Origin of the sequence: Saccharothrix sp. ALI-22-I (assembly GCF_001984175.1) — a bacterium.
Taxonomy (GTDB): domain Bacteria; phylum Actinomycetota; class Actinomycetes; order Mycobacteriales; family Pseudonocardiaceae; genus Actinosynnema.
Map to the genome: position 1 here is coordinate 386973 of NZ_MTQP01000069.1, position 16440 is coordinate 403412.

Sequence of the window (16440 nt, forward strand, 5' to 3'; positions counted from 1 at the left end):
GGATGCGCGACGGCACCCCCACCCGTTGCACCGCCTGTTAGTTCTTGATGGCTTCGAGCAGTGGCACGACCTGCTGGATGCCGTAGGGCACGCTCAGCACGGTGTTGAACGACATGGCCGCGCCGACCGGCGGGTCCATGTAGGTGAGGAACAGGTCGCGCTTCCCGGTGACGACGCCGAGCCGCTGGTAGGCCGGAATGGCCTTGATCCGGTCCCACGCGGTCTGGTCGAACATGATCCACACCAGCCGGTCGGCGTCGAGCAGGTCGAACCGCTCCTCGCTGAACTCGGCCACGTTCTTCTCGCCGGCCAGCGTGCCGATCTCGGGCACCAGGGTGAAGCCCAGCTCCTTCATGAAGATGGCCTTCGGGTCGGTCGGCGCGAACGCGGAGTACTGGCCCGGCTTGAAGCTGTCGGCCACCACCATCGTCTTGCCCGCCCACTCGGGGTGCGCGGCCTTGGCGTCGGCGAAGGTCTTCGCGACGCCGTCGATCAGCGCCTGCGCCTCCTTCTCCTTGCCCAGCGCCTTGCCGATGTGCAGGGTCTGGTCCTGCCACGGCGCGGCGTAGTCCGGGAACGCCTTGGGCTGCGCGACCACGGGCGCGATCTTGGACAGCGTGTCGTACTGCTCCTGCTTCATGCCGGAGTAGACCGCGATGATCAGGTCGGGCTTGAGCGCGGCGACCTTCTCCAGGTTGTACTCGTCGCGCTCGCCGACGATCTCCGGCTGGGTGTCGCCCCAGAGTTCCTTGGTCCACGGCCAGTTGCCGAACGGCCGCTCCTTGAACCAGTCCACGACGCCGACCGGCTTGACGCCCAGAGCCAGCACCGGCTCCTGGTCGGACAGGCCGAGCGTGACGACCTTCTTCGGCTCCGCCTTGATCTCGGTGGTGCCGTACTTGTGCTCGACCGAGACCGGGAACGCGCCGGTGGCGGCCGCGTTGGTCGGGCTCGTCCCGCCGGAGCCGGCGTCGCCGCCGCCCCCGCAGGCGGCCAGCGCCAGCGCTGCGGCCGAGACGACCGCGACCAGCTTGAACTTCGTGGACATCAAGGATTTCCCCTTCGGAGGCGCGGCGGCGCGCCGCTGTGCAAGTTAGGTATGCGTAACCTAACAAATCGAGGCGGGTTTAGCGCACCCGTGAGACGCTGATCGCGTATTCGGGCTGCGCAGACCGTGCGGGCAGCACCGGTTCACGGCGTCCGAGGACGGAGTCGAGGATCTCCCCCACCCGGACCGAGGTGTTGGACAGCAGCGACGACGAGATGCCGTGCGTGTGCTCGGTGCCGCCCTGGAGGTAGAGACCGGCCAGCAGGTCGTCGTCGGTGTCCAGGCGGTAGTCGCGGCCGACACTGAGCCTGCCGTGCTCGTCACGCGTGCAGTGGCCGGCCAGGTCGCCCAGCAACGCGGTCGGGTCGGCCTCCAGGTAGCCGGTGGCGTAGACGATGGCGTCGGCCTCCAGCACCTCGCGCTCACCGGTGCTCAGCGACTCGACGGTCACCGTCAGCCCGTCCTCGCGGTCGTTCAGTTCGGCGACGCGGGAGAGGTTGAGCAGCCGCAGCCGCTGCCTGCCCAGCACCTTCTCCCGGTACACCCGCCGGTACAGCTCGGCGATCAGGTCGTTGTCGACCACCGCGTAGTTGGTGTTGCCGTGGTAGTCCATGAGCCGGCGCTTGACCTGCTCCGGCGCGGTGAAGTAGTCGTCCACGGCGCCCGGGTCGAAGATCCGGTTCGCGAAGGAGCTGTCGTCGGCGGGGCTGTAGCCGTAGCGGGCGAACACCGCGCACACCTCGGCGGCGGGGAACCGCTCGTGCAGGAACGCGGTGACCTCGGCGCCGCTCTGCCCGGCGCCGACCACGACCAGCCGGCGCGGATCGGTCAGCGATTCGACGCGGTGCAGGAAGTCCCGGTTGTGCCAGACCCGGTCGGACGGCAGGACGCCGTCGGGCAGGGCCGCCCGCAGGCCGGTGGCCAGCACCAGGTTGCGGGCGCGGCGCAGCTCCACCTCACCGGATGGGGTGCGCGAGGCGACGTCGAAGTGGGTGACCACGCCGTCCTCGGTCACCGGACGCACGTCGACCACGTCGTGGTCGTAGGACACCAGGTCGTCCACGCGTTCGGCGGCCCACTCGAAGTAGTCGTGGAACTCGACCCGCAGCGGGAACAGGTTCTTGTGGTTGATGAAGTCGACCAGGCGGCCCTTGCTGTGCAGGTAGCTCAGGAAGGTGAAGGTGCTGTTCGGGTTCCGCAGGGTCACCAGGTCCTTGAGGAACGACACCTGCATCGTGGCGTCGTCGATCAACATCCCCCGGTGCCAGCCGAACTGCGGCTGGCGTTCCAGGAAGTGGGCGGTCACCACGTCTTCGGGCCGCGCGGTGGCGTTGTACTCGGTGACGGCGATCGCGAGGGCCAAATTGGACGGCCCGAAGCCGACGCCGAGGACGTCGAAGACCGGTGGCTGTGGCATGGCTGTCCCATCGGTGCGACATACAGGATGATCGAACTTTGGTTACCCTAACCTAAGCGGCCCCGCAGCGGGCGTGATCCATACCTCTCTTTTGTTTAGGGTAGCCTCACCTACCAATCAGCGGAAGGTGGGCACCGGGGTGAAAACGGTCCGCAAGACGACTGTCCTCAAGGGGGCGGTGACCGGGCAGTGGAAGTCGGTGACCCTCGCTTCGGCGCTCGGCGCGGCCCACCAGACCGGGGAGGCCGCGGTACCCCTGCTCATCGGTGTGGTCATCGACGAAGCGGTGCGGACCGGCGCGGGCGGGCGGCTGGTGTTCTGGATCGGCGTGCTGGCCGCGGTGTTCGTGGCGCTGTCGCTGAGCTTCCGGTTCTCCTTGCGGTGTGGGGAAAAGGCGTCGCACCAGGCCGCGCACGAGGTGCGGACCGAACTGGCCGCGCGGGTGCTGTCGGCCCACGGCGGCGCGGCGCACGGCAGGCTGTCCGGCGAGCTGGCGAACATCGCGACCAGCGACGCGCAACGCGTCGGCCAGGTGAACCTCGGCCTGCCGATCGCGTTCGCCGCGGTGGTCGGCGTGCTGGTGGGCGCGGTGGCGTTGCTGCGGGTGTCGGTGGTGTTGGGACTGCTGGTCCTGGTGGCCGCCCCGGTGCTGCTGGGCCTCGCGCATTTCTTGGGCAAACCACTCGAACGGCGCAGTGACGCCGAGCAGGACCGGGCCGCGTTGGCGTCCGGGGTGGCGGCCGACCTGGTCGCCGGGCTGCGGGCGTTGAAGGGCATCGGAGCGGAGGCGACGGCGGCCCAGCGGTACCGGGTGACCAGCCGGTCGTCCATGGAGGCCGCGATCCGGGCCGCCCGGTCGCGGGCCTGGCTGGACGGCTCGATGCTGGCGATGACCGGCGTGTTCCTGGCGATCGTGGCGCTGGTCGGCGGGCACCTGGCCGCGTCCGGGTCGATCAGCGTGGGCGAGTTGGTGGCCGCGGTCGGGTTGGCGCAGTTCCTGCTGTGGCCGTTGTCGATCTTCTCCTGGGTGAACGGGCTGTTCGCGCAGGGCCGGGCGTCGGCCGCACGGGTGGCCGAGGTGCTGGCCGCTCCCCCGGTCGTGCCGCCGGGTTCCTCGCCGTTGCCGGCTTCGGCTCCCGGGAGGGTGGAGCTGACGGACGTGGTGTCCGGGTCGCTGCGCGGGGTGTCGTTGACGGCGTCGCCCGGTGAACTGCTCGGCGTGGTGGCCCGTGATCCGGCGGACGCGGTGTCGTTGCTGGCCGTGCTGGCACGGGAGGTGGACCCGACGGCCGGTTCGGTGACGTTGGACGGCCTGCCCTTGTCCAGTGTGGAGAGTTCGGCGCTGCGGTCGGCGGTGCTGGTCGCGGCGCACGACGCGGACCTGTTCGAGGGATCGGTGCGGGACAACGTCGCGGCCGGTGGGTCGCAGGTGGATGAGGCGATGGACGCGGCACGGGTGGACGACGTGGCGCGGGCGTTGCCCGACGGGTTGGACACGGTGATCTCCGCGCGCGGCCGGTCGTTGTCGGGCGGGCAGCGGCAACGGGTGGCGCTGGCGCGGGCCTTGGCCGCCGCTCCCCCGGTGCTGGTGGTGCACGACCCGACGACCGCGGTGGACGCGGTGACCGAGGTGTCGCTGGCCACCGGTATCAAGCGGATGCGGTCGGGGCTGACGACGATCGTGGTGGCGACGAGCCCGGCTTTGCTGGCCGCGGCGGATCGTGTGGTGTTCTTGGCTTCCGGTGCCGTCGTCTCGTCGGGCGCGCACGCGGACCTGGTGGCGGACGAGGACTACCGACTGGTGGTGTTGAGCTGATGCGCGAGCTGCTGGCGACCGCGTCCGGCACGCGGACCTGGGCCGCGGTCGGGGAGTTGGTGCGACCGCGCCGCGGGTTGGCGTGGGGGGCGCTGCTGGTGCTGTTGGCGGGCACGGCGGTCGGGTTGATCACCGCGCCGATGCTCGGTCGGATCGTGGACCTGGTCGGTGCCGGGTCGTCCGCTCTGGCTTGGCCGGTGGTGGTGTTGGTGCTGGTCGCGGTCGCGCAGGGCGTGTCGACCGCGTTCGGCACTTCCCTGGTGGCGCGGCTGGGCGAGGGGATGCTCGCCGACCTGCGCGAGAAGTTCGTGGAGCGCGCGCTGCACCTGCCGTTGGAGCGGGTGGAGAAGGCAGGCGCGGGTGACCTGACCTCGCGGGTGACGCGGGACGTGCAGGTGATCGCGGACGCGGTGCGCAACGCGCTGCCGGTGATGGCGCGGGCGGCGTTGACCATCGGGCTGACCGTGGTCGGCATCGCGGTGCTGGACTGGCGGTTCCTGATCCCGGTGCTGCTGGCGCTGCCGATCCACGTGCACACCGTGCGCTGGTACGGCGGGCGGGCGGTGCGGCTGTACGCGTCGCAGCGGGTCGCCGTGGGGGTGCAGCAGCAGCAGTTGCTGGACTCGATCGGCGGTGCGGCGACCGTGCGGACGTTCGGGTTGGCTTCCTCGCACGTGGCGCGGGTGCGGACGCGGTCGCAGGAGGCGGTGGACCTGGCATTGCGCGGCATCCGGTTGCTGACCCGGTTCTACGGGCGACTCAACGTAGCCGAGTTCATCGGTCTGGCCGGTGTGCTGGTGACCGGGTACCTGCTGGTGGGCGCTGGTTCGGCGTCGGTCGGCACGGCGACGGCCGCGGCCCTGTACTTCCACAGCCTGTTCAACCCGATCAACGCGGCGCTGGCGTTGGCCGACGACGCCCAGGCCGCCACCGCGTCACTGTCACGGCTGGTGGGCGTGACCGACGGGCCGATGCCCTCGGTCGAGGGGCGGGTCCGGCCGGTGGACACGACGATCAAGCTGGCCGGCGTCGGTTACTCCTATGTGGACGGACACCCGGTGCTGCGGGACATCGACCTGGAGCTCGGCGCGGGTGAGCGGGTCGCACTGGTCGGCGCGTCGGGTGCGGGCAAGACGACGTTGGCGAAGCTGATCGCGGGCGTGCACGAGCCGACCAGCGGGTCCATCACCCTCGGCGGGGTGGAGTTGGGGTTGGCGGCGCGGTCGGTCGCGTTGATCACGCAGGAGGTGCACGTCTTCGCCGGCCCGCTGGTGGACGATCTGCGGCTGGCCCGCCCCGATGCTTCGGACGAAGACATCACGGCCGCGTTGGCGCGGGTCGGCGCGCTGGGCTGGGCGTCCGCGCTGCCGTCCGGGCTCGACACCGTGGTCGGCGAGGGCGGGCACCGGTTGACCGTGGCGCAGGCGCAGCAGCTGGCGTTGGCCCGGCTCGTGCTGGCCGACCCGCCGGTGGCGATCCTGGACGAGGCGACGGCGGACGCGGGCAGCGCCGGTGCGCGGGAGTTGGAGGAGGCGGCGGCGCGGGCGTTGGACGGGCGGACCGGGCTGCTGGTGGCGCACCGGCTCACCCAGGCCGCGACGGCGGACCGCGTGGTCGTGCTGGAGGCCGGGCGGGTGGTGGAGAGCGGCACGCACGAGCAACTGCTGGCCGCCGGCGGTCGTTACGCCACGCTGTGGGCGGCCTGGTCGGGCACCCGGTCCTGACCCGTTCGGCTAGGAGCGCGCTCCCGCGAGCACGGCCACGCTCTCCTCGATCGGCGGCAGGTCGGCGATCTCATCGGCCAGCCTGCGCGCGGCCAGCCGGTGCGACTCGTCCCGCGGGACCCGCGACAGGTTCTCGCTCAAGGCGGTCAGCTCGGGATCGACCACCGCACCCGCCCCGGACCGCTCGACCGCCCGCGCGTTGTAGAACTGGTCCAGCGCGAACAGCGGGACCACGATCTGCGGCACGCCGGCGGCGAGCGCGGTCATCGTGGTGCCGAACCCGCCGTGGCCGATGACGGCGCCCGCGTGCGGCATGACGTCCTGTTGCGGCCAGAAGGGTTCCACCCGGATGTGGTCGGGGGTCGGGCCCACCAGCGCCGGGTCGACCGACTCCCCCAGCGTGATCAGCACTCGGACCGGCTGGTCGGCCAGCGCCTCCACCAGCGCGCGGTACATCCCGCGGAACGGTGGGAGGGCCGCGGCGACCGTGCCGAAGCTCGCGTACACGATCGGGCCGTCGGAATCCGGCCACTCCGAGAGGCCGCGTGGCGTCGCCGGGGGCGGCTCGTAGCGGAAGCGGTGGATCGGTCGGTCGGGCAGGCCGTCGGTGGGGTCCAGCGACTCCGGCACCGCGGTCAGCAACGGTGTCGCCAGCAGTCCGTCGTCGTCCGGGGAGCCCAGCCGCGCCAGTGCGTCACCGAGCAGGGCGCAGGCGGCCACGTCGGTCTCGGCCAGCGCGGCGGCGATCTCCACCTGCGGCACCCCCACCGCCGCGCGACCACGAACGACGCGAACTCGGCCAGCTCCCGCACCACGACATCGGGCTTGAACTCGCGCACGGCGGCCTCGATGCCGGGCAGCGCCGCACGGGCGTCCACACCGGCATCGGCGCGGAGCTGATCAGCCCGAACGGCGGACGACGAAGGTCGTGGGCAGGACGACGGGTTCCGGAGCCGGGGTCGTGCCTTCGAGCCGGGCCAGCAGGAGCCGGGCGGCGGCCCCGCCCATCTCCCGCATCGGCTGCCGCACGGTGGTCAACTCGGCGTGCGCGGCGATGGGGATGTCGTCGAAACCGACCACCGCGACGTCGTCCGGCACCTTCCGGCCGACCGCGGTCAACGCCCGCACCACGCCCAGCGCGGACAGGTCGTTGTGCGCGAACACGGCGTCGAAGCGCAGCCCGGTGGCCAACAGCTCCTCCGTCGCCGCCGCGCCCCGATCGGTGCCGAAGTCGCCCTCCACCACCAGCCGCGGGTCCACGTGCACGCCCGCGTCGCCCAGCGCGTCGAGGAAACCGTCCAACCGCTCCCGCACGCACCCGAAGTGCGCCGGTCCCGTCACCACGGCGAACGCCGTGCGGCCGGCGGACACCAGGTGCTGCGCCGCCGCCCGCGCGCCCTCCCGGTTGGTGGTGCTCACCGACGGGAAACCGGGCCTCCTGCCCCGGTCGTCGATCATCACCACGGGCAGGCCCTGGTCGTGCAACGTCTCGATGTAGCTCAACGTGTCCGGCGGCTCGATCACCAGCAGCCCGTCGAACGCCTTCGCCGACACGTGGCCGGCGAACTGCGCCAACGACTCCGCGCCCCGGTTCACCGTGTACAGCAGCAGGCCGTACCCCTCGGCCTCCAGCTCGTCCACCGCGCCCTGTACCACTTCACCGGCCCAGGGCCAGGTCAGCGAGGGGACCAGCATGCCGACGGTGCGGGCACGGCCGCGGGCGAGGCCGACGGCCCGTGCGCTGGGCACGTAGCCGACGTCCGCGATCACCTGGCGCACCCGTACCGCGGTGGCCGCGTCGACGTCCGGCTTGCCGTTGAGCACGCGGGACACGGTCGCCTTGCTCACCTGGGCGCGTCGGGCGACTTCGGCGATCGTGACTCGCACGTGCACTCCTCGGCTGCTGTCCACGGCGTTCGTAACCGGTACCGAAACCGGTTACGGACACGCAGTCAACCGCTAGGTGCACGCAGCGTCAAGAGTGCGCCCGCACCGCTCCGATGCCAGGTCACGCCAGTCCGGGCGGCTGTACCCGCATCGGTCAGGCGTCGGTGCCTACGGCGGTCAGGCGTCGGTGCCCGTGTTGGCACCCAGGTCGGTACCGGCGTCGGTCAGGCCAGCACCGCGCGGCCGGCGGGCGTCAACTCGGCCCGCACCCACGGCTCGGAGGTGTCCGGTCGAGCCGGGCGGAGCAGTCCGGCGTGGGCCAGTTCGCGAGCGGCCACCTGGTCGCTGCACAGCAGCCCGTCCACCTTCAAATCGGGTTCGCTGCTGCGGGTCACCTCGGCCCGTCCCGCCGCGATGGCGCGGAGCAGAGCACGTGCCCGGTGGTTCAGTTCCTCGTCCATGATCGTTTCACCGTCGTCCCCCCTGAAAGTTGTTCACTGGGCATATCGCCACAACACCAGGAAGTCTTACTGGGTAGGGTCGATTTCATGGGGACAGTCGTGGCCGTGAGCCGAAGCGGGGAGTACACCTTCACCAAACCCAACCAGGACGCCGTCACGCTCGTCGCCGGGCTCGGCATCGAGGGCGATGTGCACCAGGGCGTCACGGTGAAGCACCGGTCACGCGTCCGGCGCGATCCCACCCAGCCGAACCTGCGCCAGGTGCACCTCATGCACGCGGAACTGCACGACGAGCTGAACGCGTCCGGCTTCCAGGTCGCCCCCGGCCAACTGGGTGAGAACGTGACCACGCGCGGCATCGACCTGCTCGACCTGCCGACCGGCACGCGCCTGCACCTGGGTCCGCACGCCGTGGTCGAGGTGACGGGCCTGCGCAACCCGTGCCCGCAGATCGAGGCGTTCCAGGAGGGCCTGCTCAAGCAGGTCGTCGGCCGCGACGAGGACGGCAACGTGGTCCGCAAGGCGGGCATCATGTCCGTCGTGCTCGTCGGCGGCGAAGTCCGCCCCGGCGACGAGATCCGGGTCGAACTCCCCGCCGAACCGCACAGCCCGCTCGTGCCGGTCTGAGCTGAGTCCGAGCTGTCGCTGGAGATCGCGCAGGTGGTGATCGCGGCGGATGAATCCGGCTCGTCCAAGCCACGGTCCGGGCACTCGCCACTCTCGCGATCGCCGGCTACGCCGGCCTCATCCGCAAGCCTTCCTGACGCTACTGTCCGTTGCCGTGACAGGACTTCTCACGGGCAAGGTCGCACTCGTCACCGGGGCCAGCGGCCACATCGGGCGCGGTATCGCGGTGCGGTTCGCGTTGGCCGGGGCGGCCGTTGTCGCGCACAGCCATCGGGGTGACGTGCGGGCGCTGGTCGCGGAGATCGTGGCGGCGGGTGGGCGGGCGACCGGTGTCCGGGCCGATCTCGGTGACGAAGAAGAGGGCCGGCGGCTGGTGCGTGAGGCGGCCGAGTGGCGCGGGCGGTTGGACGCGGTGGTGAACAACGCGGGTGTGCAGCCGGTGCAGGACCTCGCGGGTATGACGGCGGCTCAGTGGCGTGAAGTGGTGGACGTCAACCTGACCAGTGCGTTCTCGTGCACCCAAGCGGCGGCCGAGGTGTTGCCGGAGGGTGGGTCGGTCACCCACATCGCCTCCATCGAGGGCACCCATCCCGCCGCCGGGCACGCGCACTACAGCGCGTCCAAGGCCGCCCTCATCATGCACGCCCGGTCGGCGGCACTGGAGTACGGGTCACGTGGCATCCGGGTCAACACGGTCTCCCCCGGGTTGATCGACCGGCCGGGCTTGGCCGAGGACTGGCCGGACGGGGTCGAGCGGTGGACTACGGCGGCGCCGTTGAGTCGACTGGGTCGACCGGAGGACGTTGGTGACGCCTGCGTTTTCCTGGCCTCACCGATGGCCTCCTGGATCACCGGAAACGACCTGGTAGTAGACGGCGGGATCACCGCGCGACCCACTTGGTGAACTATTCGCGACGTAGTGGAAATGTGAATTCACAGATTACGACATCTCAGTGACGTGCGAATCCTGCTGAATACGATCCACTCAATGGGGTCACCCCGGGGCCATGCGACGAACACGAACCCTCATGGCGTCCTTGTTCGCATCCGGCCTGCTGGCCGCGCCGCTGATCGGCGCCGGCACGGCGTCCGCCGCGCAGCCGGAGACGGACCTCGTACTGGCGGTCTACCAGGAGGAAAGCGGAATCGAGAGCACCCGGCTGACCTGCGACCCGGCGGCCGGTGACCACACGCTGGCGCAGGCCGCGTGCGGCGAGATCGAAGCCGCCGGCGGTGATTTCACGCAGTTGACCGGCACCGAACCGCAGTTCTGCACGTTCGACTACAACCCGGTGCGGGTGGCCGCGTTCGGCTCGTGGCGCGGCGAACCGGTGCAGTACACCGAGGAATTCCCGAACCGGTGCGTGATGGAGCGGGAGACCGGCGCGGTTTTCTCGTTCTGACCAGCCGACCGGCTGACCGAAATCAAGTCCGACCCTGCGGCCGAGCACCGGCCGCAGGGTCGTCGCGCATTTTCCGGGGGCATTTTGGTTGACGCCGCGTGGGCAAGTCGACACGGCGAGATAGTTGCTGTTGCGAAGTAGGTTAGCCGTCCGCCACGTGGGTAGGTGGGTGGGCGAGAAACACGCCGACCGTGAGGAGTCAGTCGTGGACGAGAACGTGGGTGCGGTCCGCGAGACCGCCGAGCAGGAAGGCACCGCCGTGGCGCAGCACGCCAGGCAGGCCGCCGGAGAGGTACGCACGACCGCGCGTGAGCAGGCCGGACAGGTGGTGTCCGAGGCCACCGGCCAGGCCAAGCACGTCGTGCACGACATGCGGGAACGCGTCGCGGGCGAGGCCGAGGAGCAGGCCCGACGGGTGTCGCGGCAGATCGACCGGATCGCCGACGAGTTGGGCACGATGGCCGACGGCTCGGGCCCGGACTCGCTGACCGCGGGCGCGTTGCGCCAGGTGTCCGACGCGAGCCGGCAGGCGGCCCGGTACCTCGACGAGCGGGGTGCGCGCGGGCTGCTGGACACGGCGCAGGACTTCGCGCGGCGCAAGCCGGGGACGTTCCTGATCGGTGCCGCGGTGGCCGGTTTCCTGGTCGCACGCGCCGCCAAGAGCATGAGCACCGCCGACCAGCCGCGCGAGCCGCAAATCCAGCGCGGGTACGCGGATCAGACGCCGACGACGCCGGTGACCACGCCGGCCATGGCACCGACGCCCACCCCGACGCCGTCGCCACAGCCGTCGCCCGAGTACGGCACGCCGGCACCGGGGTACGGCACGCCGTCGCCGCGCACCCCCTACCAGCCGGAGGGATCGCCGTATGTCCAACGCTGAGACGCACGTGTCCAAGATGGATGTGCCCGAGGCGCAGGTGCCCGAGACGCGCGTGCCGGAGAGTCGCGTGCCACCGACCGGCGACCAGGCGTCGTTCGGGCAGTTGCTCGGTGAGCTGACCGAGGACCTGTCGCGGCTGATGCGGCAGGAACTCGAACTCGCCAAGGCCGAGATCAGGCAAGAGGCCACGAAGGCGGGCAAGGCGGCCGGGATGTTGGGCGGGGCCGGGTTCGCGGGCTACATGACCGCGGTCCTGCTCAGCTTGGCGCTCATGTTCGGCCTGGGGTCCTTGATGGCCCTGGGCTGGGCCGCGCTCATCGTCGCGGCGCTGTGGGCCGTCGTCGGGTTCGTCCTGTTCTCCATCGGCCGCGCCCGGCTGCGCAAGGTGTCACCCAAGCCGGAGCGCACCATCGAGACCCTGAAGGAGGACGCGGAATGGGCGCGTCACCCGACCAAATAAGGCACGACATCGACCGGACCCGCGCCGAGTTGGTCGCCGACGCCAACCGGATCGTCGAGCACTCCAAGCCGCGCAACATCGCGCAGCGCCGGGTCGACCGGGTCCGGCACGGCATGACGAACTTGAAGGAGAGAGTCATGGGCACGGTTCCGGAGACCGCGACGACGGTGCAGGACCGGACGGCCGGCATGGCGTCCACCGTCGGCGAGCGGACGCAGGAAGCCGCCTCGACCGTCGGTGACAAGGCGCAGCAGGCCGCTTCCACCGTCAGCGACAAGGCGCAGCAGGCCGCGCAAGCGGTGCAGAGCGTGCCGGAGCAGGCACGGCAGCAGGCCCGCGGCAACCCGCTGGCGGCGGGCTTGATCGCTTTCGGCGCGGGCGCGCTGGTCGCGACGCTCATTCCGGCGACGCGGACCGAGCAGGACGCCGTCCGGCAACTCGGCGAACGCGCCGGCGGCACCATGGAACCGGTGAAGGAGGCACTGACCGAGTCCGCGCAGAAGCTGAAGGAAGACGCGGGCACGGTGGTCGGCGAGGCGGCCGGCCAGGTGAAGCAGGTCGCCCAGGAGGCCGCTCAGACGACCGTGGAGCAGGCCAAGGGCTCGGCCCAGGAAGTCGGCGAGCACGCCCGCGAGTCCGGCCAACAGGTCAAGTCCGAGGCGAGGAACCAGTAATGGCCGGCGAGGGCTGACGCCGGACACGTCTCCGGCGTCAGCCCTCGGCCCATCGGCCTCGACCCACGGATGCGGCCGAGCACCAGGAGGCTCACTCGACGTCGTCCATGCGGGCGTCATCGACCCCGTCGAAGGACCCGCCGGCCAACCGCCCGAAGGACGCACGTCGGACCGGTAGCGGTCAGTCCTCCTGTGCCATGGCGTGTCAATCATGACGAGAGGCGCGGAAACGCTCTGCAAGGTCAGTCCTCGGCCAGAATCGGCTGGGCTACGGCGAACGCCCGGTTGGCCGCTGGTACGCCTGCGTAGATGCCTACCTGCAGCAGGACTTCCTTGATCTCGTCGGCCGTCAGGCCGTTGCGCAACGCCGCGCGCACGTGCATCGCCAACTCCTGCTCGTGCCCGAGCGTGGCGAGCATCGCCAGCGTGATGCAGGACCGGATGCGGCGGTCCAAGCCGGGGCGGGTCCAGATCTCGCCCCAGGCGTACCGGGTGATGAAGTCCTGGAAATCGGCGGTGAACGGGTCGGTGCGGGCCACGGCACGGTCAACGTGCTCGTCGCCGAGCACCTCACGGCGCACGCGCATGCCCTCGTCGTAGACGCTCACAGGTGGCCCTCCATGATCGCCGAGACCGCGTCGTCCGCCTCCACGTTCGCCAGGTGGGCCCCCGCCACGACGTGGAACGACGCACCGGGGATGGCGTCGGCGATGGAACGTCCGCACTCCGGGGGCGTGGCCTCGTCGGCCGCGCCGGCGATGACCGCCGTGGGTGCCTCGATCGCGGGCAGCACGGACCGCAAGTCCAAGGACGCCAACGCGTCACAACACCCCGCGTACCCCTCGTCGTCCACTTCGGACAGACCGCGCTCGAAGGACGCCACCACCTCCGGTGAACGGTCACGGAACGTCGGGGTGAACCAACGGCCCACACCCGCCGGCGCGATGGAGGCGGTGCCGGACGACCGGACGGTGGCGGCGCGGTCCAGCCACGGCTGGGCGGACGCGAACGTGGCCGTCGTGCAGCACAGCACCAGCCGCTCGATGCGCTCGGGCGCGTGTCCGGCCAGCCACATGCCGATCATGCCGCCCATCGACACCCCGCAGTAGGACACCCGGGCCAGGTCCAGCGCGTCCAGCAGCTCCAGCACGTCGTCGGCCAGGTCGTCGATCCGGTACGGGCCCGGCACGGCGGGGCTGCCGCCGTGGCCGCGGTGGTCGTAGCGCAGCACCCGGAAACGTCGGTGCAGCACGGGCAGTTGCCGTTCCCACAACGCGGTCGTGGTGCCGAGCGAGTTGCCGAGCACGACCACCGGCGCGTCCGACGGTCCGCTCCACTCGTAGTGCAGCTTCACGACCGTCCCCTTCCCCGGTGCGCCACGAGGGCGCGGTCCACGAACTCGCCCGCGCTGCCGACGTACCCCGCCGGGTCCAGCGCGTCGTCTATCTCCTTCTCGGACAACCCGATCCGCAGGTCGGCCAGCAGCGCGTCACGCAACGACTGCCCCGCCGCCACCGCGGTCCGGCACACCTCGGCGACCAGGTCCTGCGCCTCGGACCGGCCGATCCGGTCGGCCAGGCGCACGGCCACGTTCTCGGCCATCAGCAGCCCGCCGGTCAGGTCCAGGTTGCGGCGCATCCGCTCGGGATCGACGCGCAGCCGGGACAGCAGCTCACGGGTGCCGCGCACGGCCCCGCCGACCAGCCGCAGCAGCTCGGTGACGGTCTGCCACTCGCTGTGCCACGCGCCGGCCGCGCGTTCGTGTTCCTGCGCCATCGCCGACAGCACCGTGGCCACCAGTCCCGGCACGCGGCGGGTGCACGCGGTCACCAGCACCGAGCGCACCGGGTTGTGCTTGTGCGGCATGGCCGACGACGTGCCACCGTCCCCTTCGGCCACCTCGCCGACCTCGGTCTGCGCGAGCAGCACGACGTCCTGCGCGATCTTGGCCAGCACACCGGACGCCTCACCGAGCGCGCCGGCCAACTCGGCCACCCTGGTCCGGTTGGTGTGCCATGGGATGAGCGGCGCGGCCAGACCCAGTTCGTCCGCCAACTGCCCGGTCAGGTCGGCACCCGAGCGCACGGCGGCCAACGTGCCCGCCGCACCGCCGAACTGCACGGCCAGCCGCTGCGTGCGCACGCGGGCCAGCGCGGTCTCGGCCTCGTCCACCGCGACCATCCACCCGGCGCACTTGAGTCCGAACGTGGTCGGCAACGCGTGCTGGGCCAGCGTGCGGCCCGCGATCAGCGTGTCCCGGTGCCGTTCGGCGAGCCGTTCGCACTCGGCCGCGACGCCGCGCAGCCCGGCCAGGATCGGCCCCAGCGCGCGGTGCGCGACCAGCGACATGGCGGTGTCCAGCACGTCCTGGCTGGTGGCGCCGTTGTGCAGGGCCGCACGGCCCTCGGTGGTCACGTGCGCGCCGATCGCACGGACCAGCGGCACGACCGGCGTGCCGGAGGTGAGGGCGCCCTCGCCGAGGGCGACCGGGTCGTAGTGCCCGACGTCGATGGCGGTGACCACCATCCGGGCCGCCTCCTCGGTCACGATGCGCGCCCTGGCCTGCACGATGGCCAGGGCGCGCTCGAAGTCCAGCATGGCCCGCAGCCACGCCCCGTCACAGGTCTCGGCCTCGACGTCCGGGTCGGTGAACAACGCGCCCCAGAGCGAGCGCGGCCCGGATGGACTCGCGCTGTGCTCAGAGGTCGAAGAAGACGGTTTCATGCTCCCCTTGCAGGTGGATGTCGAAGCGGTAGCCCAAAGGGATGGTCTCGGTCGGGGTGCTCTCGGCGATCTCGGCGACAAGGGTGGCCTGCCGGGCGGGGTCGTCGATCGAGGTGAGCACCGGGTCCGCGGTGTTGGCCTCCTCCTCGTCCGGGAAGTAGATCCGGGTGACCAGCCGCACCAGCATGCCCCGGCAGAACACCGACACGTTGAGGTGGGGTGCCTCCTGACCGCCCCCCGGCACCGGCAGCGGTCCGGGTTTGACGGTCAGCACCGAGTACCGCCCGTCCGGGTCGGTGGCGCTGCGACCGAAACCGCGGAAATCCTTCCACCGCACCGCACCGCGCGGGTCGTCGGGGTGGTCGAACCGGCCGTCCGGGTCGGCCTGCCAGGTCTCGATCACCGCGTCCGGCACCGGCAGGCCCGCGCCGTCGAACACCGTGCCCTCGATCCGGAACGCGCCGGGCGTGCCTTCGGGCACCACGTACGGGCCGTCCTCCCATTCGAGGCCGTGCCTGAAGAACGGGCCGACGGTCTGCGAGGGGGTTGTCTGGAGCCCGCTCAGCTGGAGACCGGTGGTCTGGGACTCACTCATCGTCGTCCTCCTCTTCCAGCGGCGTGGGGTTCTTGCCGCGCAGCACGATGTCCCACTGGTACCCCAGCGCCCACTCGGGCACGGTGGTGGCCAGGTCGAACTTCGCCACCATCGCCTCGCGGGCCTTCGGGTCGCGGACCGAGTTGAAGATCGGGTCCTGGGCGAACAGCGGGTCGCCCTCGAAGTACATCTGGGTGATCAGCCGCTGGGTGAACGCGGTGCCGAACAGCGAGAAGTGGATGTGCGCGGGCCGCCAGGCGTTGTCGTGGTTGCGCCACGGGTACGCGCCGGGCTGGATCGTGGTGAACGAGTAGCGGCCGTCCGAGTCGGTGATGATGCGGCCGACGCCGGTGAAGTTCGGGTCCAGCGGCGCGGGGTGGCGGTCGGCGTCGTGCCGGTACCGGCCGGCCGCGTTGGCCTGCCACACCTCCAGCAGGGTGCCCGCCACCGGCCGCCCGTCGCCGTCCAGCACGCGGCCGGAGACGATGATCCGCTGGCCCTGCGGCTCGCCGTCATGGCCGAGGGTCAGGTCGTTGTCGTTCGGCCCGACCCGGCCCTCGCCGAGCAGCGGACCGGTGATCTCGCCGAGCCGCTGCGGGAGCAGCACGAAGGGTTTGTGCGGGGCCCGTCCGACGTTGGACTTGTAGTCGGGCCAGCTCACCGGGGGGTGCGACGGCGTGTCCGGCCGGTAGGTGTGCGGTCGAGAGGTCGGCACCGCGTT

Annotated in this window: 18 protein-coding genes; 8 read left to right on the forward strand and 10 right to left on the reverse strand. The window is 71.3% G+C overall.

All coding sequences use genetic code 11. The annotated features are described in order from the left end of the window. Positions 1-37: 37 nt before the first annotated feature. Both ALI22I_RS43865 and ALI22I_RS43870 read right to left on the reverse strand, forming a co-directional pair. A complete protein-coding gene (locus tag ALI22I_RS43865) occupies positions 38-1048 on the reverse strand; it encodes an iron-siderophore ABC transporter substrate-binding protein (protein WP_077011488.1) in 1011 nt (336 codons plus the stop codon). Between the two features lie 79 nt (positions 1049-1127). Further along, positions 1128-2465 carry a lysine N(6)-hydroxylase/L-ornithine N(5)-oxygenase family protein gene (locus ALI22I_RS43870; RefSeq protein ID WP_077011489.1) on the reverse strand — a complete coding sequence of 446 codons (1338 nt, stop codon included), beginning with the start codon at positions 2463-2465 and terminating at the stop codon, positions 1128-1130. Between the two features lie 139 nt (positions 2466-2604). Between ALI22I_RS43870 and ALI22I_RS43875 the strand changes: the two genes are divergently transcribed. Continuing rightward, positions 2605-4281, forward strand: a complete 1677-nt coding sequence (locus ALI22I_RS43875; RefSeq protein ID WP_077012047.1) for an ABC transporter ATP-binding protein — start codon at positions 2605-2607, stop codon at positions 4279-4281. Then, the gene (locus ALI22I_RS43880) at positions 4278-6005 is read left to right on the forward strand and encodes an ABC transporter ATP-binding protein (protein WP_077011490.1); all 1728 of its coding nucleotides are present in this window, start codon (positions 4278-4280) and stop codon (positions 6003-6005) included. The genes ALI22I_RS43875 and ALI22I_RS43880 overlap by 4 nt, the downstream gene beginning before the upstream one ends. Before the next feature lie 9 nt (positions 6006-6014). Here ALI22I_RS43880 and ALI22I_RS43885 read toward each other — a convergent pair whose 3' ends face one another. The 3 genes from ALI22I_RS43885 to ALI22I_RS43895 all read right to left on the reverse strand — a co-directional run bounded on the left by ALI22I_RS43885 (position 6015) and on the right by ALI22I_RS43895 (position 8353). Then, a complete protein-coding gene (locus tag ALI22I_RS43885; RefSeq protein WP_077011491.1) occupies positions 6015-6773 on the reverse strand; it encodes a glycosyltransferase in 759 nt (252 codons plus the stop codon). A gap of 132 nt (positions 6774-6905) precedes the next feature. Continuing rightward, positions 6906-7892, reverse strand: a complete 987-nt coding sequence (locus ALI22I_RS43890; protein WP_077012048.1) for a LacI family DNA-binding transcriptional regulator — start codon at positions 7890-7892, stop codon at positions 6906-6908. 224 nt (positions 7893-8116) lie between these two features. Next, positions 8117-8353: a hypothetical protein gene (locus ALI22I_RS43895; protein WP_077011492.1), complete on the reverse strand. Its 237-nt coding sequence runs from the start codon at positions 8351-8353 to the stop codon at positions 8117-8119. A gap of 105 nt (positions 8354-8458) precedes the next feature. Here ALI22I_RS43895 and ALI22I_RS54275 point away from each other — a divergent pair, with 105 nt between their 5' ends. The 6 genes from ALI22I_RS54275 to ALI22I_RS43925 all read left to right on the forward strand — a co-directional run bounded on the left by ALI22I_RS54275 (position 8459) and on the right by ALI22I_RS43925 (position 12400). After that, the gene (locus ALI22I_RS54275; RefSeq protein WP_238598875.1) at positions 8459-8980 is read left to right on the forward strand and encodes an MOSC domain-containing protein; all 522 of its coding nucleotides are present in this window, start codon (positions 8459-8461) and stop codon (positions 8978-8980) included. Between the two features lie 154 nt (positions 8981-9134). After that, the gene (locus tag ALI22I_RS43905) at positions 9135-9884 is read left to right on the forward strand and encodes an SDR family NAD(P)-dependent oxidoreductase (protein WP_077011494.1); all 750 of its coding nucleotides are present in this window, start codon (positions 9135-9137) and stop codon (positions 9882-9884) included. Between the two features lie 124 nt (positions 9885-10008). Beyond that, positions 10009-10383: an SSI family serine proteinase inhibitor gene (locus ALI22I_RS43910; protein WP_077011495.1), complete on the forward strand. Its 375-nt coding sequence runs from the start codon at positions 10009-10011 to the stop codon at positions 10381-10383. Positions 10384-10588: 205 nt separating this feature from the next. Beyond that, positions 10589-11266 (forward strand): hypothetical protein, encoded by a 678-nt coding sequence (locus ALI22I_RS51665; protein ID WP_077011496.1) that lies wholly within the window; start codon positions 10589-10591, stop codon positions 11264-11266. Beyond that, positions 11253-11726 (forward strand): phage holin family protein, encoded by a 474-nt coding sequence (locus ALI22I_RS43920; RefSeq protein ID WP_083752460.1) that lies wholly within the window; start codon positions 11253-11255, stop codon positions 11724-11726. The genes ALI22I_RS51665 and ALI22I_RS43920 overlap by 14 nt, the downstream gene beginning before the upstream one ends. Next, positions 11702-12400, forward strand: a complete 699-nt coding sequence (locus ALI22I_RS43925) for a DUF3618 domain-containing protein (protein WP_077011497.1) — start codon at positions 11702-11704, stop codon at positions 12398-12400. The genes ALI22I_RS43920 and ALI22I_RS43925 overlap by 25 nt, the downstream gene beginning before the upstream one ends. 242 nt (positions 12401-12642) lie before the next feature. On the opposite strand, the gene pcaC is transcribed toward ALI22I_RS43925, so the two are convergent. From pcaC to pcaH, 5 genes are read right to left on the reverse strand one after another with little or no spacing between them, the layout of a single operon-like run. Further along, a complete protein-coding gene (gene pcaC / locus ALI22I_RS43930; protein WP_077011498.1) occupies positions 12643-13008 on the reverse strand; it encodes a 4-carboxymuconolactone decarboxylase in 366 nt (121 codons plus the stop codon). Then, positions 13005-13754 (reverse strand): 3-oxoadipate enol-lactonase, encoded by a 750-nt coding sequence (gene pcaD / locus ALI22I_RS43935; protein ID WP_077011499.1) that lies wholly within the window; start codon positions 13752-13754, stop codon positions 13005-13007. The genes pcaC and pcaD overlap by 4 nt, the downstream gene beginning before the upstream one ends. Next, positions 13751-15124, reverse strand: coding sequence for a class-II fumarase/aspartase family protein (locus ALI22I_RS43940; protein ID WP_077011500.1), 1374 nt, complete (start codon positions 15122-15124; stop codon positions 13751-13753). Before ALI22I_RS43940 ends, pcaD begins: the two co-directional genes overlap by 4 nt. Beyond that, the gene (gene pcaG / locus ALI22I_RS43945) at positions 15099-15719 is read right to left on the reverse strand and encodes a protocatechuate 3,4-dioxygenase subunit alpha (RefSeq protein ID WP_202971197.1); all 621 of its coding nucleotides are present in this window, start codon (positions 15717-15719) and stop codon (positions 15099-15101) included. The genes ALI22I_RS43940 and pcaG overlap by 26 nt, the downstream gene beginning before the upstream one ends. Continuing rightward, the gene (pcaH, locus tag ALI22I_RS43950; protein ID WP_077011501.1) at positions 15712-16434 is read right to left on the reverse strand and encodes a protocatechuate 3,4-dioxygenase subunit beta; all 723 of its coding nucleotides are present in this window, start codon (positions 16432-16434) and stop codon (positions 15712-15714) included. Before pcaH ends, pcaG begins: the two co-directional genes overlap by 8 nt. Between the last annotated feature and the right edge of the window lie 6 nt (positions 16435-16440).

Coding starts and splice junctions, on each gene's coding strand:
- ALI22I_RS43910 (WP_077011495.1), top strand. CDS start 10,009: ATGGCGTCCTTGTTCGCATCCGGCCTGCTGGCCGCGCCGCTGATCGGC.
- ALI22I_RS43895 (WP_077011492.1), bottom strand. CDS start 8,353: ATGGACGAGGAACTGAACCACCGGGCACGTGCTCTGCTCCGCGCCATC.
- ALI22I_RS43940 (WP_077011500.1), bottom strand. CDS start 15,124: ATGAAACCGTCTTCTTCGACCTCTGAGCACAGCGCGAGTCCATCCGGG.
- ALI22I_RS43870 (WP_077011489.1), bottom strand. CDS start 2,465: ATGCCACAGCCACCGGTCTTCGACGTCCTCGGCGTCGGCTTCGGGCCG.
- ALI22I_RS43865 (WP_077011488.1), bottom strand. CDS start 1,048: ATGTCCACGAAGTTCAAGCTGGTCGCGGTCGTCTCGGCCGCAGCGCTG.
- pcaG (WP_202971197.1), bottom strand. CDS start 15,719: ATGAGTGAGTCCCAGACCACCGGTCTCCAGCTGAGCGGGCTCCAGACA.
- ALI22I_RS43920 (WP_083752460.1), top strand. CDS start 11,253: ATGTCCAACGCTGAGACGCACGTGTCCAAGATGGATGTGCCCGAGGCG.
- ALI22I_RS43925 (WP_077011497.1), top strand. CDS start 11,702: ATGGGCGCGTCACCCGACCAAATAAGGCACGACATCGACCGGACCCGC.